The following is a 21,368-nucleotide window of genomic DNA, read 5'->3' on the forward strand; positions in this document are numbered from 1 at the left end:
ATCAGCTTCCGCCTTTCTTCACGGGTGCAGTGATCACTAACGGCAACCTGATGCGCGCCGGAGCCCACCAGTTCGCCGGACCGAGGGCCGCCATGACGGCGGGCACCAGAACTCCCCGCACCAGGACGGCGTCCACGAGCGCGCCGAGCGCGACGCCGATGCCGATGAACTTGAGCAGGGCGACGTGGGAGGTGGCCATGGCCGCGGTCGAGACCGCCACGGCTGCCGCGGCGGACGTCATCAGCCGGCCGGTGCGGGCGACGCCCTCGATGATCGAGGTGCGGTTGTCTCCGCAGCGGTCGTACTCCTCCCGGATACGGCCGAGCAGGAAGACCTCGTAGTCCACCGACAGGGCGAGCGCGATGAACAGGACGAACAGCAGCGTCGAGGCGTCCAGCGTGCCCGTCGCCGTGAAGTGGCCGAGCACTGCGCTGCCGTGGCCGTACTGGAAGAGAACGACGAGCGCGCCGAGGCTCGCCCCGAGACTGGCGGCGGCCACGTTCAGAGCCTTCAAGGGGGCAACCAGGGTTCGCGTGAAGGCGCTGAGGAGGGCCAGGAGTCCCACAGCCAGCAGAGACAGGCACCACGGGAGGGCGCCGAGCACGGCGTCCACCGTGTCGACGACCTCCGCGGCTCGCCCGCCCACCGCCATGCTTGCCGGGGCGGTGGTTTGCCGTACCTCGCGCACCACGGTGCCCGCCTCCGGCGTGCCGGGGGCGGCGGACATGGTCGCCAGCAGCACGAGGGCCTCACCGGACGGAGCCGCACGCACCACGCGGACACCGGTGATGCCCGGGACACGGGCGATTCGGTCGCCGTACACCGGTGCACCGTCCGTCGCCCGCGGTCCGGTGACGACCACGGTGAGGAGCCGCTCCGGTGGCGCGGTGAACCCGGCGCGCACACGCTCGGCCGCTGCGGCAGCCGGAGCCGACGGAGGCAGCGTACGTTCGTCCACGATGCCGAGCCGAGCGTGAGTGAAGGGCAGCGCCAACAGGGCCAGCAGCAGCACCGCCAGGCCGCCCGACAGGAGGGGCCTGGCGGTGACCCTGGACGTCGTGCGATGCCAGAAGCGGCTCCCGTCCCCGGTACGGGCACGCCGCCACCGCCCCAGCGGGTCCCATGCCTGGGCCCGGGGGCCGAGCAGCCGCAGAGTGGCGGGCAGCACGGTCAGGGCGACCAACGCCGCGAGGGCGGTGACGACCATGCCCGCCAGGGACAGTGCGCGCAGCATCGGCACCGGCACCACCAAGGCGGTGGCGAGGCATACGGTGACTGCGGCGGCGGAGAACGCGATCGAACGGCCGCTGGAGCGGCGGGCGGCCGCCAGCGCCGTGTGAAGGTCCGCGCCCCGCGAGGTCTCCTCCCGTACGCGGGCCAGCAGGAAGAGGCTGTAGTCGACGGCCAGGCCGAAACCGATCGCCGATGCGGCGTTCACCGCGACCCGTGAAACGTCGGTCACCTGCGCCAGCAGGCCCAGGACCGGGATGGTGCAGCCGATGGCCAGCGCGGCCACGACCACGGGCAGCAGCGCGGACACCACGGACCCGTAGGCGAAGACCAGGACGACGAAGAGTACCGGCGCGGCCAGCAGTTCGGCCCGGCTCAGATCGCGCTCGACGGTCTCGTCGATCTCCCGGTTGGCCCATACTTCGCCGCTGGGCTCCACCCGCATCCCCGGAACGGCTGAGCGGGCCGCCGCCACCACGCCGGGTGCCACCTGTTTACGTTCCTTGTCCGTCCCCTTCAGCCGTACGGCGACCAGCAGGGTCCGTCCGTCCTTGGAGCGCAGCCCCGGGTCACGCGTGGTCCGTGCCGACCACACGGTCTTGACGTCGCGCTGCCCGGCCAGCGTCTCCGTCACCGCTGTGGTGCCGTCCCGGACGGAGACCCCCGGTCCACCGTCGGTGGGCTGCGAAACGCCGGTGCGCCGGGAAACGGCCAGGAGCAGATCGGGCGAGGGCACACCGAGCCGCTCCGCCTGTCGTCCGGCGCGCCTCGCCTCCGTGTCCGTCGCGACCGCGCCGCCCGTGCTCAGCGCCGAGAAGGCGACCGGGGCCAGCACCCCCGCGCACACCGCCGCCAGCAGGGCGCTCACCACTACCAGCCAGGCCCGTCGCCGCACCGCATCCATCCGCGTGTCTCCGTCTTGCATCCGATCCGGACGCTTCGTCCGGCTCCCGTCAGGAAGCCGTGAACACTCCCGTCAGGAAGCCGTGAACAACAGAACGGCGTTCTGGCCACCGAAGCCGAAGGAGCAACTGATCCCCGCGTCGCCGCGCGTGGGGTGGGGACGTCCGGCGACGATGTCCAGCTTGTGGTCCCCGTCCTGGCCCTCGAAGTTCGCCACCGGCGGGACGGCCGCATGGCGCAGCGCGAGAACCGTGTACGCCGCCTGGATCGCCCCGGCCGCCCCCAACGCATGCCCGATCACGCCCTTGGACGCGGTGACCGGCGGCCCGTCGTCACCGAAGACGCGGACGAGGGCTCGTGCCTCGGCCGCGTCGTTCAGCGGGGTGGAGGTACCGTGCGCGTTGACGTGGCCGACGTCCATCGGCCCGCACGCGGCGTCGGCGAGAGCGGTACGGATAGCGCGGACCGCGCCGTCGCCCTGCGGGTGCGGGGCGATGGGGTGGTGCGCGTCGGCGCCGGCACCGTAACCCCGCAGCAGCGCCAGTACGGGAGCCCGGCGGGCCCGCGCCGCGCATGCGCGTTCGAGGACGAGGATGCCGGCGCCCTCGCCCAGGACGAAGCCGTCGCGTTGCGCGTCGAAGGGCCGACTGGCCAGAGCCGGTTCAGCCTTGCGCCGGGACAGTGCCCGCATCCGCGTGAAACACGTGGCCGTCATGCGCGAGCGAGCCGACTCACTGCCGCCCGCAAGGACGATGTCGCAGGTACCGGATCGCAGCAGGTCCCGGGCCACTCCGATCGCGGTGGCACCCGACGCGCAGGCGCTGGCGGTGGTGAAGTTGGGGCCGCGCACGCCCAGGTCGATGGCGACCTCGCCCGCGGCCATGCTCGGAACGCTGCGCGGGAGCGCGAGCGGCGAGACCCGCTCCGGCCGCCCGGCGCCGAGGTGGCCGAACTCGGTGACGTATGTACTCAAACTGTTCGATCCCACGCCCAGGACGACACCGACTCGCTCCGCTTCCCAGGTACGACGATCGAGGCGTGCGTCCGCGACGGCCCGCCGGGCTGCGACGAGGGCGAACTGGATGAAGCGGTCCCCGCGCCGCGCCGACGCCCGGCCGAGTTCCGTCTCGGCGTCGAAGTCCGTCACCCGGCAGGAGAAGTCGACGGGCAGGCCCGCCAGGCCGGGATCCGTCGCGGCCAGCGAGCGCCCCCGGCACAAGGCCGCCCAGTTCGCCTCCGCCGTGTGCCCGGCCGGGGTCACAAGCCCCAGCCCGGTGACCGCGATCTCAGCGTGCATGCTCGAACGCCCGAGCCGCCTCGCCCAGGGTCGAGGACGGGCGCATGTCCAGGGCGTTCTCGGGCAGGACGATTCCGTACTCCTCCTCCGCCGCCACCACCAACTCGAACAGCGACAGCGAGTCCAGGCCGAGACTCTCGAACGTTGTCCTGGCGGAGAACTCACCGGCATCCGCCTCGACATTGAGATGGCCGGTCAGCAGGGCCACCAACTCCTCGGGAAGGGCCGACTCCGCCGCGCCTTCTGCCGCCTGCCTCATGTCTTGGTCTCCTGTTTCCACAGCTCTCGCTCCCGCTCCCGCAGCACAGCTTCCGCCATATTGCCGACCACGACCGCACCTCTCCCCCCGTCCTGCCCGTCATCTGTTCAGCTGTGCGTCGCTGTGTAAACACCAACGAGGTGTGTAGGGAACGACCTGTCACTCGTTCGTGTTCGTAGGGCCGCGTGCCGGACTTGCGGGGCTGACCAGCGGCTCGGGACGGGCGGGTCCGACGGGTCTCATGCCCTCATCGGGAGTTCCACCGTCACGTGGAGTCCGCCGGTGGGGCGCGGGGTCAGGGTGAGTGTGCCGTCGTGGGCCTCGGTGATGGTCTTGACGATGGCCAGGCCCAGGCCGACGCCGGCGTGATCGGTGTGCGTGCGTACGCGTTCGGTGCGTTGGAACGGTTCGGTGAGGGTCGAGGCCAGCTCCGGGGTGACCTGCTCGCCGGTGTTCTCCACCGTGAGCAGTACGGTCCCGGGGCGGCGGGCGCCGGTCGTGACCCGCACCATTCCCTCCCGCGGCAAGTTGTGGACGATCGCGTTGTGGACGAGGTTCGTGGTCAGCTGCAGCAGCAGGGCCCGCGAGCCGGTCGTCGGAGTGATGTCACCGCCCGTCTCAAGGGTGACGCCGCGCTTCTCCGCGAGCGGGAGGAGCGTTTCCGTGGCTTCTTCGGCCAAGAGGGACAGGTCGACGTGTTCACGGGTGAAGGACCGCCGGTCGGCGCGGCTGAGCAGCAGCAGGGCTTCGGTGAGGTCGATCGCCCGGGTGTTGACGGTGTGGAGGCGTTCGATGATCTTGTCGGTGTCGCGGTTCGGGTCGGTGCGGGCCACGTCGAGAAGTGCCTTCGTCACGGAGAGCGGGGTGCGCAGCTCGTGCGAGGCGTTGGCCGCGAACCTCCGCTGCTCGGCGACGTGCGCTTCGAGCCGCGCCAGCATCGTGTCGAAGGCGTCGGCGAGTTCGCGGAACTCGTCGTTGCGGCCCGGCAGCCGGACGCGGTGGGAGAGGGAACCGTTCGCGGCGATGCGGGTGGCCTCGGTGATGCGCGTCAGGGGTGCGAGCATCCGGCCTGCGAGCAGCCACCCTCCCCCGAGGCCGAACACCAGCAGGAACGTCAGGACGACCGCCGCGATCGGAGCGAAGTCGCGCAGGACGGACAAGCTGTAGCCGGGCCTGAAGACGAGTCCGACGTGGTTCACACGCGTCAGGAACACCCAGGCGGCCGCGAGCAGCAGGACGCCGGTGAGCATGAGGAAACCGGCGTAGCTGAGGGTGAGTTTGGCGCGAACGCTGAGCCCGGGGGTTCTAGCCACAGTCCGCTCCCTGGTCCTCGGCCTGTGATGGCGTGTCGACGCGGTAGCCGACACCCGGCACGGTGGCGATGATCCAGGGCCGGCCGAGTCGTTTGCGCAGTGCCGAGACGGTGATGCGCACCGCGTTGGTGAACGGATCGGCGTTCTCGTCCCAGGCCCGCTCAAGGAGTTCCTCGGCGCTGACGACACCGCCTTCCGCGGCGACGAGGACTTCGAGTACGGCGAACTGTTTCCTGGTCAGCGCGACGTAACGGCCGTCGCGGTAGACCTCCCTGCGGAACGGGTCGAGCCGAAGCCCCGCGATCTCCCGCACGGGCGGCCTGATGTGGGCGCGCCTGCGGTCGAGTGCTCTGAGTCTGAGCACGAGTTCGCGGAGTTCGAAGGGTTTCGTGAGGTAGTCGTCGGCTCCGAGTTCGAAGCCCGAGGCCTTGTCGTCGAGACGGTCGGCCGCGGTGAGCATGAGGATCGGCATGCCGCTGCCGGAGGCGACGACGCGTGCGGCGATCTCGTCGCCGGACGGCCCGGGGATGTCGCGGTCGAGGATGACGATGTCGTAGGTGTTGGTACTCAGCAGTTCCAGAGCCGTGCCCCCGTCACCTGCGATGTCGGCAGCGATCGCGGCCAGCCGCAGGCCGTCGCGGATGGCTTCCGCCAGATAGGGCTCGTCCTCGACGATGAGCACACGCATGGCTGCGATGCTACGAGCCGACACTTATCGTCGGCGTATCGAAAACCGCATACGTGCTGACAACACCGTGCTGCCTTGACTGGCGGCATGACTCGGATCCCACCATCAGCACGCTCATCACCCCGTCGAATACGCCGGTTTCTCGTCGTCGGCCTGCTGGTCCTCACCGCGGCGATCGCCGCGGTCCTCGGCCGCGACGTACTGGAATCCTCGTTCTCCTCGACCCCCTTACCGACGAATTCTCTGCACCGTGAGCACGGTGAGTCCCGCGAGTCCCGTGAATCCGGCGAGTCCCGCGAGTCCCGCGATGCGCTGGACGAGGCCGACGGTGTCGTACCGGACGGTGTGACAGTCTTCGACGACTCGGTTCCCGCCGTGGCCAACCTCGATCCGGATCTGCTCAAGGCGCTCCACCGGGCCGCAGGGGCCGCCGCGGACGACGGAGTCGAGTTCTACGTGAACAGCGGCTGGCGCTCCTCGCGGTACCAGAATCAGCTCCTTCGCGAGGCGGTCGACAAGTACGGCTCCAAGGACGAGGCGGCCCGATGGGTGGCGACCGCGGCGACGTCTCCCCATGTGTCGGGCGACGCGGTCGACATCGGACGCTCCCAGGCAACGGCGTGGCTGTCCGAGCACGGCGCCGCCTACGGGCTGTGCCCCCTCTACGAAAACGAACCCTGGCATTACGAACTGCGCCCCGAAGCGGCCGACGGCCACTGCCCGCGCATGTATGCCGACCCTTCCCAGGACCCGAGGATGCAGCAGTGAACAGCAGTGTGGAGACGGCGGCGGCAGAAGCTGTGGCACAAGCTGAGGCCGGTGCTGGAGCGGAGGCCCGGCAGGGCGGGGCCCGACCTGGCGCCCGGCGCGCCCTCGGCATCCTCCGCGTCCGCCGGCTGGTCGGTGGCGCCCTCCGGCCCGGCATATGGAAGCGCGGCCTCATCCTCGGGGCCCTGGCGCTCTCCCTCGGCCTGCTCCTGCTGCTGCACGCGCACATCACCGACCGCGGCGGCCTCGGCAGTCTGGTGGAGACCTTCCTGCCGTGGTACGGCCTGCTCATTCCGGTGCTGCTGGCCGCAGCACTGTGGCGCCGTTCCGCCTCGGCGGTGGTCGCGCTGCTGCTGCCGGTCACGGTGTGGCTGAACCTCTTCGGCGGGCTGCTCGGCGACAAGTCCCACCCGAGCGGCGACCTCACCGTGGTCAGCCACAACGTCGACGCCGCCAACCCCGACCCGGTCGGCACCGCCCGCGATCTGGCCGCCTCCAAGGCCGACGTACTGGCCCTTGAAGAGATCACCCCGCAGGCGAAGCCGCTGTACGAGAAGGCTCTGGCCAAGGCGTACCCGTACCACGCGGTGCGGGGCACGGTCGGGCTGTGGAGCAGGTTTCCGCTGTCCGACACCAGGCCTGTCGACATCGAGACGGACTTCGGACCGCTGGCGGACACCAGGCCGGCCAAGGCCACGTCGGCCGACACGCGGGCGCTGCGCACCACCGTGGCCACGGACAAGGGTCCGCTGGCGGTGTACGTGGCCCATCTGGGGTCCGTACGCGTGTTCCCCCGCGACGGCTTCTGGACCGGCAGCCGGGACCGCGGCGCGAAGGCGCTCGCCGAAGCCGTCGCCGCGGAGCCGAACAGGCGAATGGTGCTGCTCGGTGATCTGAACGGCACGGAGGACGACCGCGCGCTCGCCGGCATCACCTCGCGGCTGGACTCCGCCCAGGAGGAGGCCGGCGACGGCTTCGGCTTCAGCTGGCCCGCGAAGTTCCCGGTGGCGCGGATCGACCAGATCCTGGTCCGCGGCGTCGCGCCGGCGAGTTCATGGGTGCTGCCGGCCACCGACAGCGATCACCGGCCGGTGGCGGCCGGGATCAGCTGGTGAACGCGCGTACCGACCCTGGCCTGCACACCCTGCCCTACCCTGCACGCCCCGCCCCGCACGCCCTGCCCACCCGCTCAGCGGTACTGGGCGGGGCCCGATCAGGACTGGGGGCGGCTGCCGTGGTTGGCCGCGTGCTTGCGGCGGGCCTTCTTCTTGCGGCGTCGCTTCGAGGACATGTCGCCGCCCCTTTCCATCGGAGAGCAGTTTCGGTCAGGATCGAGCAGTTTTGCGGTATAAGCCTGCTCTTTCGCTGCTTTCCACCGTTCCATACCGCTATGCCGACGGCGACCGGGCGCGGTGATCACGTGGCGGAGGTGTGTGGTAGCTGACAGTTCCGATTGTCGTAGCCATCGCCTAAGGTTGACTTCATGCCCTTAACCCCGCCATCCCGTGGTGTCGCGCGGTCCTCCGTCGAACTGAACGAGCGGATCCGCGACCTGTGGCTGCGCACCGGCGGCCGGCTCAGCCCCGAGCAGCGCCGGGAGTACGAGCAGCTGGTGACCGAGTGGGCCGCCGCGGTCCGCGAGGAGATGGTCGAAGCCGCGTAGGCGGCCCGCCCGGCGCCGGACCGGACGCGTACGCACTCTTCGCTGCCCGCCCCCTTGGCTCGGCACCTCCCGTGCCCAACACTGAGCCGATGACGCAGCGCGTGGAACTCGCCGCCGTGATGGACCGGTTGGCCATCGATGCCCTCATCACCGAGTACGCGGTGACCGTCGACGACGGCGACTGGGACGCCTACCGACAGCTCTTCGCCCCTGGGGGCAGCGCCGACTACCGCTCGGCGGGCGGCATAGAAGGGGGCGCCGACGACGTCGCCGGGTGGCTGGCCGAGACGATGCGGATGTTTCCCATGCGCCAGCACCTGATCTCCAACCGGAAGCTGGAGTTCGGGACGCTGGACCAGGACACCGGCGACACCGCTCACGTACAGGCCGACTATCTGAACCCCATGCGCTTCGCCGACCGCCCGGGCACAACCCCGCCAGCGGATCCGTCGACCGCGCCGGACTTCGTCTGCGGCGGCCGCTACGCGTTCACGCTCCTGCGTACACCGGGGGGCTGGCGGCTGCGGCGCGTGGTGGTCACGGAGAAGTGGCGCCGCATGGCCGGTGAGCGGCAGCGGCGGGAGCCGGCCACGGACAGTCCTCACCCACTGTCCTAGATCGTTCAGGGCGCGCACACTGGGGAACGATCAGGGCGTCGGGGACCTAGGGAGGCGCTGCATGGATCTGTTCGGCGACGAGGGCCAGGACGTTGACCGGCGGGAACGGTGGGAGCGGCGGGAGCGGCTCAGGCGGCGCGCCGCGCGGATGCTCGCCTCGCCCAGGTGGCGCGGCGGCATCGCCGTGGTGGCAGGGGCGCTGCCCGCGCTGGCGTTCCCCGCCCCTTCGCTGTGGTGGTTCGCGTACGTCGCACTGGTGCCCTGGATCCTCCTTGCCGCGTCGGCCCCGACCGGTCGGCGGGCCGCGTTCGACGGCTGGCTCGGCGGCCTCGGCTTCATGGTGGCCGTGCACCACTGGCTGCTGCCGAGCCTGCATGTGTTCACGGTCGTCATCGCCGCACTGCTCGGGCTGCTGTGGGCGCCCTGGGGATGGCTGGTGCGCCGGTACGTGGGCGGGGCGGCGGTGCCCGGGCGGGCCGCGGTCGCACTCGTGGTGCTGCCGTCGGGCTGGCTGATGGTCGAACTGGTCAGGTCCTGGGAGGGGCTGGGCGGGCCGTGGGGTCTGCTCGGCTCCAGCCAGTGGCAGGTGGCGCCCGCGCTGCGGCTCGCCTCGGTGGGCGGGGTGTGGCTGGTCAGCGCGCTGCTGGTGGCGGTGAACACGGGTGTGGCGCTGCTGGTCGTCGCGGTGCGCGCCTCGATGTCGCGCGCGTCCCCGCATACCTCGCCGGTACGAATAGCCGTGCCTTCCTCGACCTCGCGCGTGGACCCGCGTCCCGCGGCGCCGCGTACAGCCGTGCGCGTGTCGCCCCGGATCGCGCGCCCGCGCTCGTTCGCCCGGCCCGCGCCCCTGCCCACGGCGACCGGGTCGTCCGAGGACCGGCTCCTCTCCCCCACCACTCCCCGGGCCGCCCCCGCCATGGCAGCCGTCCCCGCCGTCGCGGGCCTGCTCGCCGTGGCCGCCGCCACCACCGCCGCCTGGGCGTGGGCACCGCGCCCCGAGTCCGCGGGACGCGTCCACGTCGCCGTCGTCCAGCCGGGCGTCATCGACGGCGCCGGGAGCGCCGACCGGCGGCTCGCCCGCGAGGAGGAGCTGACCCGCACGCTGGCCGGCCGGGACCTGGACCTCGTCGTCTGGGGCGAGAGCAGCGTCGGCTTCGACCTGGCGGACCGGCCGGACGTCGCACGCCGGATCGCCGCGCTCTCCCGCGAGGTCGGCGCGGACATCCTGGTGAACGTCGACGCGCGCCGGTCCGACCGGCCCGGCATCTTCAAGAGCTCGGTCCTGGTGGGCCCGGAAGGACCGACCGGCGACCGCTACGACAAGATGCGGCTCGTGCCCTTCGGCGAGTACGTCCCCGCGCGCTCCCTGCTCGGCTGGGCGACGTCGGTCGGCAAGGCGGCGGGCGAGGACCGCAAACGCGGTGACCGGCAGGTGGTGATGGACGTCGGGCGCGATCTGCGGATCGGGCCGCTGGTCTGCTTCGAGTCGGCCTTCCCCGACATGAGCCGCCAACTCACCCGTGACGGCGCGCAGGTGCTCCTCGCGCAGTCGGCCACCTCGTCGTTCCAGTCCAGTTGGGCGCCCCGCCAGCACGCCTCCCTCGCGGCGGTGCGGGCCGCCGAGACGGGCCGCCCGATGGTGCACGCCACGCTCACCGGCGTCTCCACCGTCTACGCCCCCGACGGCTCGCGCGTCGGCGCCCCGCTCGGCACCTCGGCGAGCGCCGCGGCGGTGTACGACGTGCCGCTGGGCACGGGAACCACGGCGTACGTCAGGTGGGGTGACTGGCCCGTGCGCGCCGCGCTCGTCGTGCTCCTGCTGCTGGCCGCGATCGAGGGCGTACGGACCGTCAGGCGGCCTGCTCCCGAGCGGCAAGGACCACGCGCTCGCACAGCTCATGGGTCACCAGTGCGTCCCGGGCGCTGAGTACCTTGCCGACGCGCACGGCGTCGAGGAAGGCGAGCACCACCTGCTCGATGCCGCGCTGGCGGGCCACCGGCACCCAGTCGCCGCGCCGCCGCACGCTGGGCCCGCCCTCGTGGTCGACGACCTCGGCGAGGTTGATCACCTGCCGCTTGGCGTCCTGGCCGGAGACCTCGAGGATCTCCTCGGCCGAGCCGCTGAGCCTGTTCATCATGCCGATCGCGGTGAATCCGGCGCCGGCGAGCTGCAGCACGACGTGCTCCATGAGGCCGTCGACGACGCGGGCGCGCACCCCGACGTGGTCGATCGGTCCCGGTGCGAGGAACCGCATCGTGTCCACGACGTGGATGAAGTCGTCGAGGACCAGCGTGCGCGGGTCCTCGGGCAGGCCGACGCGGTTCTTCTGCAGGAGGATCAGCTCGCGCGGGTGCTCCATGCACTCGGCGTAGCCGGGCGCGTAACGACGGTTGAAGCCGACGGCGAGGCTGACGCCGCGCTCCTCCGCGAGGTTCACCAGGCGCTCGGAGTCGGCGAGTTCGTACGCGATCGGCTTGTCGACATAGGTGGGTACGCCCGCTTCGATGAGCCGGGCGACGATCTCCGGGTGCACGGCGGTCGGCGCGTGCACGAAGGCGGCGTCGAGGCCCTGGGCGAGCAGTGCGTCCAGGTCGGTGTGGCAGCGGGAGTCCGGGATGTGGTGGACGCCCGCGACCCGGGTCAGGGTCGCGGGCGTGCGCGTCTGCAGGTGCAGCTCGACGCCGGGCTGGGTGGTGAGCACTGGCAGGTACGCCTTCTGCGCGATGTCGCCGAGCCCGATGCAGCCGATCTTCATGTCCCGGTTCGCGCTGGTGTCCACCGCTCCGCCCTCGTCCTTCGTGTGTTCAGCAGAGCGTGCGGCTCTGACAGTGTGCGGTCGCGTCATGACGGGCCGGCCGGCTGAGCGGTTCCGCCCGTTCTCGGTCCCCGGCAGTCATGACTTCTCGCGAAACTCTCCCATGCGCGCCCTACGCCGCGTCACGCGGGCGGGGCCAGGGCCGAACGGTCGGCACATGCTGGCCCCACGGCCAGGAATCCGGCGCTCCGCGGTGCACCAACGGCCCGGCCTCGTCCCAGTTCCGCGTTCCAGGCTCCGTACATTCCCCCAGGCCAGAGCCCATTTTCGCATTCCAGTGTCCCCAACTGCCCGGCATTCCTGGCCGTTGGGACAGCTCACCCCGCAAGCTCGAGTCGTGCTCATCCGGGAAGGCCCCCGGGCCACCCGGCACAACCCAGCAGCAACGACATCGGGAGTTCGTACATGCTTCGCAAGCGCTCACGTCTGATCGCCGCACCGGTCGCGGCCGTCGCCCTGACCCTGACGGCCGCCGGCTACCAGGCCAGCGCGGCCGGGTCGGCGGACTCGGGCAGCGCGGGACGCTCCGCCACGACCGCGCGGGCGGCGGGCCCCTGCCTCTCCGGCGCGACGACGCTGGTCGGCGATCTCGACGGTGACGGCCGCCCGGACAAGATCATCGACCCGGGTCACACCGGCACCAAGATGACCGTCCAGTGGGGCGCCGCGAACGGCACGTTCGGCACCAAGCACTCCGTCGGCAAGCTCCTCGGCGCCGAGCCGGGCGAGGTCGCGACCGCCGCGGTCGCCGACTTCCAGAAGGACGGCGCCCTGGACATCGTCGTCAACCTCGTCACCCCCTCCGGCGTGGACGACCCGTCCACCTCGCGCGTCGCCGAGTACCGCCCCGGGCCGCTCAAGCGCGCGAACCTCGGCTCCGCCCACGCCCGCCGCCTGGACATCGGCGACAGCCGCGAGGTCAAGCAGCTGCGGATCGCCAACTACGGCAACGACGCATACCCGGACCTCGCGACCCTCGTCAACGCCGGAGACGGCGTGTGGGAGCGGGAGGTGCGCCTGACCAAGGCGAGCAGCGGCCCCGGCCGTTACAACGCCGATCACCAGCAGAAGTACGGCGAGTCCGGCACCCCGGCCGAGCCGCCGGCCATGCCCGGCGACGGCTGGAAGCACTTCTTCAAGCCCTGCTCCTGACCTCGACCGGGTGCCGCCGGTCCTCGGGCCTCCCGGGCCTCCAGGGGGACCGGCGGCACCCGGTGGCGTCCGTCGGCACACCGCCCGCGGCGCCGACCCGTCAGAGCCTGTGTCATATCCCCGGTCGGATCAGTGGGCGTCGTCTGGTGCGTGCGATCGCAAGGCGCCGGGAAGTCCTCGGTGGGGGTCCCCCCGGGCCGTTCAGGCCTGGGGGAGGAGCTACTAGGGCTTTTCGGCAACGCGGCGATCGTGCGTGCCAGGCGGCGACCACCCGGCCGGGGATATGACACAGGCTCTCAGAGCACGAACCACCCCCAGAGCCAGAGTCAGAGACCAGAGGAAGATCGCGTGTCCAGCTCGCCCCCGGCCTTCGTGGCCCCCGCGGCCCCTGTGGCCTCCCCCGCCTCGACTGTTTCCGCAGCCTCCCCCATCTCCCCGAGCTCCCCCATCTCCCCCGTATCCCCTATGGCCCCCAAGTCCCCGCTCTCCGCGGTCCCCTCGCACGGTCTGCCGAAGACGAACCGCGTGCGGGTCGCCGTCGCCGTGGTCGCCCCGGATCCGATCAGCCGCGAGGGCGCCCTCAGCCAGCTGCGCCGGCACCCCGAGGTCGAGGTGTGCGGGGACTCCGGCCGGGCCGCGGTCGTCCTGGTCATCGAGGACACCATCGACGAGGCCGCGCTCGCCCGCCTGCGGCGCACCGTGCGCAGCGAGGGCGCGCGTGCCGTACTCGTCGCCGGGGCGGTCCGTGAGCACGAACTCCTCGACGTCATCGAATGCGGTGTCGGCGCCATCGTCTGGCGCCACGAGGCGACCGCCCAGCGCCTGGTGCACGCGGTGGTGACCGCCGCCAAGGGAGGCGGCGACCTGCCCGCGGACCTGCTGGGGCAGCTCATCGGCCAGGTGCGGCGCCTGCACCGGGGCGGCGACGACCAGCCGGGGTTCTTCATGAGCTTCACCAAGCGCGAGGTGGACGTGGTGCGGCTGGTGGCCGAGGGGTTCGACACCTCGGAGATCGCCGTGAAGCTGTCGTACTCCGAACGCACCGTCAAGAACGTGATGCACGGCCTCACCACCCGCCTGCACCTGCGCAACCGCGCCCACGTGGTGGCGTACGCCCTGCGTGAGGGCTACATCTGAGGGGAGAGCCCCGTGGTGGGCCTCCCGTGGTTGGGCCTCTCCCCCGACGACTCGTCAGACGGTGAAGCGGACCGCCTCCAGCTGGAGGTTCAGCTCCATCGGACTCCCGTGGTACTTGAACTGACCGGGGTCGGTGCACACCTCGCCCATCCAGTCCCGGTCCTTCACGTAGGCGTCACTGCACACGGAGCCGTCGAAGACCTTGTAGGTGTAGCCCTCAAGGGCGGGGTCGGCCTCCTCGGTGCTGCCGAAGAACATGTCCTCGGTGTCGTCCGCGTTCGACCACGGGATCCCCTCCCGCCAGCCCTCGCCCACGAAGGCGCCCGTGCCGGTGACGCCCTGGGTGTCGGACACCGCGATGCTGAGCGCCTTGATGGGGGTGCCCTGGCCCGCCGCGCCTGCCTCCGCGCCGTCGCACACGGCGTCCTGCCAGCCGTCGCCCTCGACGAAGGCGCGGTAGCAGATGTGGCGGCCCTCGCTGCTCCCGGCCAGCTCACGCACCGCGTCGGCCGCCGTCACCTCGTCGGGCTCGTCCTCCTCGCCGCCGCCACCGCCCCCGCCACCGTCACCGCCGCCTGCGTCCTTCTCGTCCTTCTGGCCGTCCCCGCCGGGCTCCTCGAAAGCCTCCTGCGGCTTCTCGGGGGCGGGCGGCGCGCTCTTCGCGGGCGGGGGCGGGCTGTCCGGCTTGAGCCGGCCGCCCTGCTCCAACTTCTCCCTGGCCTGGGTCCGCAGCTGCGGCCGGTTCGACATCCAGATCGTCACGAACGCGACGGTCAGCGCGAGGACCACGCCGAGCACGGCGGTCAGCCGGCCCGGGAAGACCCCGCGCTGCACGAAGACACCGTCCACGTTCACCGGCTCGCTGCCGGACCGCCGCACGGCCAGCGCGTAGGGCTGCTCCTGCTTGGAACCGAACCAGGTGATCTGCCGGGGCCGCAGCGTCGCCTTCACGAACGCGGCCCGCCCCGGTTCGATCTGGACGTTGCCCGGCTGGAGGTCGTAGGAGAGCCTGTCGCCGGTGTCGTTGCCGCTGAGTGACGCGGTGACCCCGGTGTTGCCGATGTTGTCCACGGCCAGCTGAGGCCGTCCGCGGAACCACCCCTTCACCGTCGGCGGCACCAGCTCGGCGCGCACCTCGGTGAAGGGAGTGACGGTGACGTTCCCCTCGGGGACGACGACGGCGGAGCGGTGTTCCGCCGGTGTGATCCGTACCGCGTACGGGTGCGGTCCTGCGACCGCGTCGGGCGTACGGGGCGGGGCGAACGCCAGCTCCACCGTGCCGGTCGTCCCCGGGTAGAGCCGCAAAACCGCCGGCTCCACCGTGGCCCAGGGCGCGAGGTCGCCGACCGGTTCGAAGCGGTACTCGTCGACGATGTCACCGGTGTTGCGCACCCGCAGCTGCACGGTGGTGCCGCTGCCTGGGTCGACGGTCACGGAGGCAGGTTCCAGGGAGGTCCAAAGGCTCACGCCACGACGCTAGGAGCCCTCGCGGAGCCCGTCAGGAGACCGGGGGGCAGAGCCGGTTGCCCACAGGGGCGGCCCCGATGCCCGCCGGTCCGGTCTTCGACACCTGGATCGGCGCCGCCCGCGACAGCCGGGAGGCCGAGCGGGGTGAGGGGGTGGCTTCTCCCTCCCCGCCCCGGCCTCCGTTCCCGCGGCTGATGGAGCCTGGGTTCAAGAGGCCTGCGGGGGACGCCAGTCGGTGATGGCGGAGAGGCCGTGCAGCACGGAATGGGGGGCGATTCTCGTCGCCGCCGAGATGAGGGCGTCGCGTACGGCGATGGCCGGGGCGCCGGTCAGGTGCGTGACGCGGGAGGTGCGTGCCGACCGGCGGACGATGTCCGTGGTACGCGGGACGCGCGCCGCGCTGTAGGCGGCCAGGCCCGCGGCGAGGTCGGCGTCCGGTGCCACGTGGTGGGCGAGGACGACGCCGTCCTCGATCGCCTGGTTACCGCCCTGGCCGAGGCTCGGCGTCATGGCGTGCGCGGCGTCGCCGACGAGGACGACGCGGCCCCGGTGGAAGACGGCGAGGGGCGTGGGCAGGTGACGGACGTCGTTGCGCAGGATGCTGTCGGCGCCCACGGCGGAGATCAGCCGGGGAATCGGGTCGTGCCAGTCGCGGAACCGGCGTTCCAGCTCGGCCTTCTCGTCGTCGGGCGCCCTGCCGCCCTCGGGGAGGCGGGCGGTGGCGTACACGTACACCCTGCCGTCCTTGAGCGGCTGCGTGCCCCAGACGCCGCCGCGGCCCCAGGTCTCGTGGGGCGCGAAGGGCTCGTCGGGGGCCGGGACGACGAACCGCCAGGCGGTGAAGCCCGCGTACCCGGGGCGCGGGTGCACCGGGAAGAGAGCGGCCCGCACGGCGGAGTCGATGCCGTCGGCGCCGACGACGAGGTCCGCCTCGATGTCGCCGTCGTCGGTGCTGACGACGGCGCGGCGGCCCGCGGCGCCCGGGTCCGACAGCCGGGCCCGCGCGCCGGTACGCAGCGCCTTCTCGGGCAGCGCGGAGACCAGCAGGTCGACGAGGGTCGCGCGGTGCAGCATCACCAGGCTTCCGCCGTACGCCGCTTGGGTCTCGGCCGCACTCGTGCGCACCAGCCAGCGGCCGTCCTGGGCACGCACGCCGCCGTCCCCCTGCCAGGCGGCCAGCGCACGGACCCGGTCGCCGAGGCCGAGGACGTCCAGGGCGCGCTGGCTGTTGGGCGCGAGTCCGATGCCGGCGCCCACGGGCTTGAGGGAGGCGGCACGCTCAAGGACCGTGACGCGCCACCCGGACCCGTGCAGGCCGAGGGCGGCGGTGAGTCCGCCGATGCCACCGCCGATGACGACCGCGTGGGGCTGCTGCTTCATGGCTCCTCCTCCGGGGCGCCGCACACGGCCACCGTGTACGTGCCATCCACTCCCGCGCCCTCCTTCACTACAGATGTAGTGCGCGACGCCGAGGATGACCGTACTACATCTGTAGTGAGGGAGGTAAGGTTTTCGCCATGTCCGTACGCAGCGCGGGACCCACCCGCCCCCAGCTCATCGCCGACGCCGCCCTCGCCCTGCTCGCGGAGCGCGGTATGCGCGGCCTCACCCACCGGTCCGTCGACGAGGCGGCGGGACTGCCGCAGGGGTCCACGTCCAATCACGCGCGCACTCGGCTCGCCCTCCTGGAGACGGCGGTGCGGCGACAGGCCGAACGCGAGGCGGAGCTCCTGAGCCCCGCCGACATGCCCGCCCTGGCGGCCGGCCGCGAGCAGGTGGTCACCGGCCTGGCCGCCGCCCTGCACCGCTACCTCTCCGGCGACGCCCGCCAACTGCTCGTGTCGCGCTACGAGTTGGCCCTGGAGGCGACCCGCAGACCGGAACTGCGCGCCCACTACGACGCGGCGGGCGCCCAGTTCAGGGAGCCCCTGGAGGCCCTGCTCCGGGCCGCGGGCTCCTCCGCCCCCGAGCTCCACACGCTCTCCCTCGTGGCGTGGTGCGACGGCCTGATGTTCTCGTGCGTGGCGGGCTCGTACCACGCCACGACGCCGACGGAGGAGGAGCTTCGCAGGAGCGTCGGGGAGCTGCTGAGGGGGATGCTGGACGGGTGAGGCGGGAGGGGGTCCCCCGTCCGTGAGCGGCCGTGATCATCCGTGCCGCGCGTCCCGCATCACCCGTGCGGGGCAACCTCCCGGACTTCCCGGGTCAACTGGCTCCGCGCGCAGCAGAGTTGCGCGGGTGCATCGATCGACGACCACCGCCGCGCTCCTCGTCTCCGCGGCCGTCACTGCCGTCACGGCCACCGTCTCCGGGTGCGTGAGCGTCGAGCGGCCCGCGGGGACCGGTCCCGTCGCGGCCACCACGTCGGCGCCCGCGCCCCACCCCGACGGGAGCAGCAGGCCGCGCGTCGTCCAGGCTCCGGCGCGCGAGGCGCTGGAGCGTATGGGCGGCACCCCGCCCGGACCCGCCACCTCCCGGCCGACCGCCCCCGAGGCCGCCCGGTCGACTCCCCCACCCGGCCCCGCCCGGCCCGCGCGCCCGCCCGCGCCCGCGCCCTCGGAACCGGCCCGCAGGCCCCCTCCGGCGCGGCCCGACGCGGGAGCGACCCGGCCCGCCCCGGCCACGGCCCCCGCCGCGCCCGGTGCCGACGTGTGCGCGCTCGGCGAGGCCTACGGCAACTGGCCGCCGGGCAGCGCCCAGGCCGTCATCTGCCGCGAGACGTACGGCCGCTGACGCGGCAGTGCCACATCGGGCGGCCCCGCGTCGGGCGGCGGCCCCGCGTCGGGCGGCGGCCCCGCGTCGGGCGGCGCCGTACTCTCTGCGCCGCCCCCTCCCCCTGCCCCCTTGCCCTCTCCCCCCTGCCTCCCTACTCCTCCTCGCTGCCCTCCCCGACCTCGCGCTCCAGCCTCGCGATGGCCTCCTTGATGCCGTTGCCGTAGCCGTCGTCCTCCAGGGTGCCCACCGCGCCGCGGGCCCGGCGCAGATGGCTGCGGGCCGCTTCCGGACGGCCCAGCTTCACGTAGTCCGCGGCGATGTTCAGATGCAGGGAGGGGTAGAAGCCGCGCACCGCGAGCGACTGGTGGTGCTCGTTCAGGCGCTGGTCGGTGAGCTCGTCGGCCGCCGACAACGCCCGCAGGTCCCACGCCAGTTCGTCCGAGGGGTCGGCCTGCGTGTCCGCCATGTAGTGCGCGAGCGTGCAGCGGTGCAGCGGGTCGCCGTCCTCGCCGATCTCCCCCCACAGGCCGAGGAAGCGGTCCTGCGCCTCCTCGCGGTCGCCGCCGTGGTGCAGCATGACCGCCTGCCCGATCCGGGTCATCATCGCGTCCTCCGCCGTCTGCTCCTGCTGCTCCGTCACCGGGTCCTCCGTGGTCGTACGGCCGTAGCCCCCATCCCTCACGACGCTAGCGGCCACCACTGACAATCACGGTCAGGCACGTTCGCGGGCGGGGCGCTCACCCCCGGCGCTGGGCCAGGCCGGTGACGCCCGCGGCCCCCTCGGCCGGGAAACCCCGAAGACAGGCTCCCGGCCCGGAGACCTCAGCCGATGTCCGGGATCCGCCAGTCGATCGGCTCGTGCCCCTGCGCCTCGACCGCTTCGTTGATCTGCGTGAACGGGCGCGAGCCGAAGAACTTCTTCGCGGAGAGCGGCGAGGGATGCGCGCCCTTCACCACGATGTGCCGCTCCGTGTCGATGAGGGGGAGCTTCTTCTGGGCGTAGTTCCCCCACAGGACGAAGACGGCCGGGTCGGGGCGGTCGGCCACCGCGCGGATCACCGCGTCCGTGAACTTCTCCCAGCCCTTGCCCTTGTGGGAGTTGGCCTCCCCGGCACGGACCGTGAGCACCGCGTTGAGCAGGAGGACACCCTGCGTGGCCCACGGCATCAGGTAGCCGTTGTCCGGCACGGGGTGGCCGAGTTCCTCCTTCATCTCCTTGTAGATGTTCCGCAGCGAGGGCGGGGTCTTCACACCGGGGCGCACGGAGAAGCAGAGCCCGTGCCCCTGGCCCGCGCCGTGGTAGGGGTCCTGGCCGAGGACCAGGACCTTCACCCGGTCGTACGGCGTCGCGTCGAGGGCGGCGAAGACCTCCTCGCGCGGCGGGTAGACAGGGCCCTTCGCCCGCTCCTCCTCGACGAACTCGGTGAGCTCCCTGAAGTAGGGCTTCTGGAGTTCCTCGCCGAGGACTCCGCGCCAGGACGCGGGCAGCATGGCGATGTCGGTCACGTCAACAACCTCCGGTGTACGGTCATTTCTCAGATCCAGTCTCTGAACCCCTGAACCTACCGGCGCGCACTGACAATCGGTCCGGCCGCCCGCCCGCCGGTGCCCGGCTACCAGCTGGTCTTGCGCTGCAGCTCCCACATCATCATGATCGCGGAGGGGTCGAGGGCTCGCTCGCCGCCCGCGATCTCCTCGCTGGACAGGATGTACTGCTTGCCCTGCCACAGCGGCAGCAGCCTGACGTCGTCGACGAGGATGTCCTGGGCCCGCTGGAAATCGTTGATCACCGCGCCCCGGTCGGCCTCCCTGCGCTCGCGCGGCAGCACCTCGTCGGTGATCTCCTTGGACGGGTACGGCGTGTTGAGGACGTTCTTCGGGCCCACGAACGGCGCGATGAAGTTGTCCGCGTCCGGGAAGTCGGGGAACCACCCGCGTCCAAAGACGGGGTACTCGCCGTTGCTGTACCCCTCCTGGAACTCGGTCCAGGGACGGCTCTTGAGCGTGATCCTGAAGAGCCCCGAGCCCTCCAGCTGCCGCTTGATCTCGGCGAACTCCGCCTCGGTCGCCGAACCGTAGCGGTCGGTGGTGTACCAGAGGGTGAGCGGGACCGGCCCGTGGATTCCGGCGTCGGTGAGGATCTTCCTGGCCTTGGCCGCGCTGGGGTTGCCGTACTCGTCGAAGAAGCCGGTGGCGTGACCCGTGAGCCCGCGCGGCACCATCGAGTACAGCGGCTCCACGGTGTCCTTGTAGATCTTGTGGGCGATGGCCCCGCGGTCGACGAGCTGCGCGAAGGCCCGCCGGACGGGCAGCTTCCGCACCCACGGGTCCTTGGTGTTGAACACCAGGTAGCGGATCTCGGTGCCCGCGCCCTCGACGAGCTCGATGTCCTGCTCGCGCCTGCCCCTGCCCTGCATCTCGACGATGTCCTTCGAGGCCAGACCGCGGAAGGTCACATCGATCTGCTTGTCCTTCAGGGCGTCGACCATGGCCGAGGACTTCTTGAAGTAGCGGATGGTGACGGCTTCGTTCTTGACGTCGGCCGCGCCCTTGTACTTGTCGTTCCTGCGCAGCTCCGCCTTCTCGTTCGCGGTGTACGCGTCGAGGGTGTAGGGCCCGGAGCCAGTGATCTCGTCGCCCTCGCGGAGCCGGTCCGCCGGGTACTCGACGGGGTCGACGATCGACATGGCCGGGGTCGCGAGAACGAACGGGAACGTCGCGTCCGCCTTCTTGAGGCGGAAGATGACGGTCCGCTTCCCCTTCGCCTCGACCGTGTCGAGCGACCCGAGCAGCCCGGTCGGTCCGCCCTTCGCCCCGATCTTCCGTATCCGGTCGAAGGAGTACTTCACGGCCGCCGCGTCCAGCGTGTCGCCGTCGGAGAACCGCAGGCCACTGCGGAGCTCACAGGTGAAGACCGTGCTGGAGGAGTCGCTGAACCGGCAGGACTCCGCCGCGTCCGGTTCGGGCTCGGTGGCGCCCGAGGGGAAGCTGAGCAGCGTCTGGAAGACGTTCCTGTACAGCTCCCACGAGCTGTCCCAGGCCTTCGCCGGGTCCAGGGTGCTCGGCGCGCTCATCGTGCCGACGGTGATCTGCTCGTCGTCGTCCGATCCCTCGGAGGACAGCATTCCGCATCCGGCGAGCAGCGATATGGACGCGATCGCCGCCACCGGACGCAGACCTCTGGTCCGCCTGGCTGGGGGAACTTCACTGAACACGCGCACGCTCCTCGATCGGCCATGCCATGGAATCGGGAGACAATATCGCAGCGCCCCGCCGGTCCAACTGCGGATGCCGACAGGGCACTTGATGAGTGCGTACGTCACTGAAAGAGGCGTACTGGGCG

Annotated in this window: 21 protein-coding genes; 9 read left to right on the forward strand and 12 right to left on the reverse strand. The window is 71.9% G+C overall.

Features of this window, described 5'->3' with window-relative positions; all coding sequences use genetic code 11:
- Position 1 precedes the first annotated feature (1 nt).
- From AC07DI_RS15185 to AC07DI_RS15205, 5 genes are all read right to left on the reverse strand, one after another.
- Positions 2-2,134, reverse strand: coding sequence for an MMPL family transporter (locus AC07DI_RS15185; protein ID WP_478904764.1), 2,133 nt, complete (start codon positions 2,132-2,134; stop codon positions 2-4).
- Between the two features lie 72 nt (positions 2,135-2,206).
- Positions 2,207-3,430 (reverse strand): beta-ketoacyl-[acyl-carrier-protein] synthase family protein, encoded by a 1,224-nt coding sequence (locus tag AC07DI_RS15190; protein ID WP_478904765.1) that lies wholly within the window; start codon positions 3,428-3,430, stop codon positions 2,207-2,209.
- Entirely contained in the window at positions 3,420-3,689 is a 270-nt protein-coding gene (locus tag AC07DI_RS15195) for an acyl carrier protein (RefSeq protein ID WP_384251857.1), read from the reverse strand. The genes AC07DI_RS15190 and AC07DI_RS15195 overlap by 11 nt, the downstream gene beginning before the upstream one ends.
- A gap of 239 nt (positions 3,690-3,928) precedes the next feature.
- Positions 3,929-5,002 carry a sensor histidine kinase gene (locus AC07DI_RS15200; RefSeq protein ID WP_478904766.1) on the reverse strand — a complete coding sequence of 358 codons (1,074 nt, stop codon included), beginning with the start codon at positions 5,000-5,002 and terminating at the stop codon, positions 3,929-3,931.
- A complete protein-coding gene (locus AC07DI_RS15205) occupies positions 4,995-5,690 on the reverse strand; it encodes a response regulator transcription factor (RefSeq protein ID WP_478904767.1) in 696 nt (231 codons plus the stop codon). The genes AC07DI_RS15200 and AC07DI_RS15205 overlap by 8 nt, the downstream gene beginning before the upstream one ends.
- A gap of 87 nt (positions 5,691-5,777) precedes the next feature.
- Here AC07DI_RS15205 and AC07DI_RS15210 point away from each other — a divergent pair, with 87 nt between their 5' ends.
- Positions 5,778-6,458 (forward strand): M15 family metallopeptidase, encoded by a 681-nt coding sequence (locus AC07DI_RS15210; RefSeq protein ID WP_478904768.1) that lies wholly within the window; start codon positions 5,778-5,780, stop codon positions 6,456-6,458.
- A 128-nt stretch (positions 6,459-6,586) separates the two neighbouring features.
- Positions 6,587-7,573 carry an endonuclease/exonuclease/phosphatase family protein gene (locus AC07DI_RS15215; RefSeq protein WP_478904820.1) on the forward strand — a complete coding sequence of 329 codons (987 nt, stop codon included), beginning with the start codon at positions 6,587-6,589 and terminating at the stop codon, positions 7,571-7,573.
- A gap of 98 nt (positions 7,574-7,671) precedes the next feature.
- Here AC07DI_RS15215 and AC07DI_RS15220 read toward each other — a convergent pair whose 3' ends face one another.
- Positions 7,672-7,767, reverse strand: coding sequence for a hypothetical protein (locus AC07DI_RS15220; protein ID WP_478904769.1), 96 nt, complete (start codon positions 7,765-7,767; stop codon positions 7,672-7,674).
- Between the two features lie 174 nt (positions 7,768-7,941).
- Between AC07DI_RS15220 and AC07DI_RS15225 the strand changes: the two genes are divergently transcribed.
- The 3 genes from AC07DI_RS15225 to lnt all read left to right on the forward strand — a co-directional run bounded on the left by AC07DI_RS15225 (position 7,942) and on the right by lnt (position 10,665).
- Entirely contained in the window at positions 7,942-8,121 is a 180-nt protein-coding gene (locus tag AC07DI_RS15225) for a hypothetical protein (protein ID WP_384251848.1), read from the forward strand.
- 89 nt (positions 8,122-8,210) lie between these two features.
- Positions 8,211-8,738, forward strand: coding sequence for a nuclear transport factor 2 family protein (locus AC07DI_RS15230; protein WP_478904770.1), 528 nt, complete (start codon positions 8,211-8,213; stop codon positions 8,736-8,738).
- 148 nt (positions 8,739-8,886) lie between these two features.
- A complete protein-coding gene (lnt, locus tag AC07DI_RS15235) occupies positions 8,887-10,665 on the forward strand; it encodes an apolipoprotein N-acyltransferase (protein WP_478904821.1) in 1,779 nt (592 codons plus the stop codon).
- On the opposite strand, the gene AC07DI_RS15240 is transcribed toward lnt, so the two are convergent.
- Positions 10,589-11,494, reverse strand: coding sequence for a Gfo/Idh/MocA family protein (locus AC07DI_RS15240; RefSeq protein WP_478904822.1), 906 nt, complete (start codon positions 11,492-11,494; stop codon positions 10,589-10,591). The two genes, lnt and AC07DI_RS15240, sit on opposite strands and share 77 nt — an antisense overlap.
- Before the next feature lie 465 nt (positions 11,495-11,959).
- Between AC07DI_RS15240 and AC07DI_RS15245 the strand changes: the two genes are divergently transcribed.
- Positions 11,960-12,706: an FG-GAP repeat domain-containing protein gene (locus AC07DI_RS15245; RefSeq protein ID WP_478904771.1), complete on the forward strand. Its 747-nt coding sequence runs from the start codon at positions 11,960-11,962 to the stop codon at positions 12,704-12,706.
- Positions 12,707-13,171: 465 nt separating this feature from the next.
- On the forward strand, positions 13,172-13,843 hold the full coding sequence (locus AC07DI_RS15250) for a helix-turn-helix transcriptional regulator (RefSeq protein WP_478904772.1): 672 nt from the start codon (positions 13,172-13,174) through the stop codon (positions 13,841-13,843).
- A gap of 54 nt (positions 13,844-13,897) precedes the next feature.
- Here the strand turns inward: AC07DI_RS15250 and AC07DI_RS15255 are convergent, their stop codons facing one another.
- Both AC07DI_RS15255 and AC07DI_RS15260 read right to left on the reverse strand, forming a co-directional pair.
- The gene (locus AC07DI_RS15255; RefSeq protein ID WP_478904773.1) at positions 13,898-15,310 is read right to left on the reverse strand and encodes a COG1470 family protein; all 1,413 of its coding nucleotides are present in this window, start codon (positions 15,308-15,310) and stop codon (positions 13,898-13,900) included.
- A gap of 207 nt (positions 15,311-15,517) precedes the next feature.
- Complete coding sequence (locus tag AC07DI_RS15260; RefSeq protein ID WP_478904774.1) at positions 15,518-16,690, reverse strand: FAD-dependent monooxygenase; 1,173 nt, start codon at positions 16,688-16,690, stop codon at positions 15,518-15,520.
- 137 nt (positions 16,691-16,827) lie between these two features.
- Between AC07DI_RS15260 and AC07DI_RS15265 the strand changes: the two genes are divergently transcribed.
- Positions 16,828-17,421, forward strand: a complete 594-nt coding sequence (locus AC07DI_RS15265) for a TetR/AcrR family transcriptional regulator (RefSeq protein ID WP_478904775.1) — start codon at positions 16,828-16,830, stop codon at positions 17,419-17,421.
- Positions 17,422-17,548: 127 nt separating this feature from the next.
- Complete coding sequence (locus tag AC07DI_RS15270; RefSeq protein WP_478904776.1) at positions 17,549-18,043, forward strand: hypothetical protein; 495 nt, start codon at positions 17,549-17,551, stop codon at positions 18,041-18,043.
- A 133-nt stretch (positions 18,044-18,176) separates the two neighbouring features.
- Here AC07DI_RS15270 and AC07DI_RS15275 read toward each other — a convergent pair whose 3' ends face one another.
- The 3 genes from AC07DI_RS15275 to AC07DI_RS15285 all read right to left on the reverse strand — a co-directional run bounded on the left by AC07DI_RS15275 (position 18,177) and on the right by AC07DI_RS15285 (position 21,246).
- Positions 18,177-18,665: a hypothetical protein gene (locus AC07DI_RS15275; protein ID WP_478904777.1), complete on the reverse strand. Its 489-nt coding sequence runs from the start codon at positions 18,663-18,665 to the stop codon at positions 18,177-18,179.
- A 182-nt stretch (positions 18,666-18,847) separates the two neighbouring features.
- Positions 18,848-19,531 (reverse strand): uracil-DNA glycosylase, encoded by a 684-nt coding sequence (ung, locus tag AC07DI_RS15280; RefSeq protein WP_478904778.1) that lies wholly within the window; start codon positions 19,529-19,531, stop codon positions 18,848-18,850.
- 107 nt (positions 19,532-19,638) lie between these two features.
- Complete coding sequence (locus tag AC07DI_RS15285; protein ID WP_384251826.1) at positions 19,639-21,246, reverse strand: ABC transporter substrate-binding protein; 1,608 nt, start codon at positions 21,244-21,246, stop codon at positions 19,639-19,641.
- Between the last annotated feature and the right edge of the window lie 122 nt (positions 21,247-21,368).

It is taken from the genome of Streptomyces sp. NPDC044106 (assembly GCF_056433985.1).

Bases quoted from the DNA above. Each gene is read 5' to 3' on its own strand.
- AC07DI_RS15185 (WP_478904764.1), bottom strand. From the start codon at position 2,134: ATGGATGCGGTGCGGCGACGGGCCTGGCTGGTAGTGGTGAGCGCCCTG.
- AC07DI_RS15190 (WP_478904765.1), bottom strand. From the start codon at position 3,430: ATGCACGCTGAGATCGCGGTCACCGGGCTGGGGCTTGTGACCCCGGCC.
- AC07DI_RS15195 (WP_384251857.1), bottom strand. From the start codon at position 3,689: ATGAGGCAGGCGGCAGAAGGCGCGGCGGAGTCGGCCCTTCCCGAGGAG.
- AC07DI_RS15205 (WP_478904767.1), bottom strand. From the start codon at position 5,690: ATGCGTGTGCTCATCGTCGAGGACGAGCCCTATCTGGCGGAAGCCATC.
- AC07DI_RS15210 (WP_478904768.1), top strand. From the start codon at position 5,778: ATGACTCGGATCCCACCATCAGCACGCTCATCACCCCGTCGAATACGC.
- AC07DI_RS15220 (WP_478904769.1), bottom strand. From the start codon at position 7,767: ATGGAAAGGGGCGGCGACATGTCCTCGAAGCGACGCCGCAAGAAGAAG.
- AC07DI_RS15225 (WP_384251848.1), top strand. From the start codon at position 7,942: ATGCCCTTAACCCCGCCATCCCGTGGTGTCGCGCGGTCCTCCGTCGAA.
- AC07DI_RS15230 (WP_478904770.1), top strand. From the start codon at position 8,211: ATGACGCAGCGCGTGGAACTCGCCGCCGTGATGGACCGGTTGGCCATC.
- lnt (WP_478904821.1), top strand. From the start codon at position 8,887: ATGCTCGCCTCGCCCAGGTGGCGCGGCGGCATCGCCGTGGTGGCAGGG.
- AC07DI_RS15240 (WP_478904822.1), bottom strand. From the start codon at position 11,494: ATGAAGATCGGCTGCATCGGGCTCGGCGACATCGCGCAGAAGGCGTAC.
- AC07DI_RS15245 (WP_478904771.1), top strand. From the start codon at position 11,960: ATGCTTCGCAAGCGCTCACGTCTGATCGCCGCACCGGTCGCGGCCGTC.
- AC07DI_RS15250 (WP_478904772.1), top strand. From the start codon at position 13,172: ATGGCCCCCAAGTCCCCGCTCTCCGCGGTCCCCTCGCACGGTCTGCCG.
- AC07DI_RS15260 (WP_478904774.1), bottom strand. From the start codon at position 16,690: ATGAAGCAGCAGCCCCACGCGGTCGTCATCGGCGGTGGCATCGGCGGA.
- AC07DI_RS15265 (WP_478904775.1), top strand. From the start codon at position 16,828: ATGTCCGTACGCAGCGCGGGACCCACCCGCCCCCAGCTCATCGCCGAC.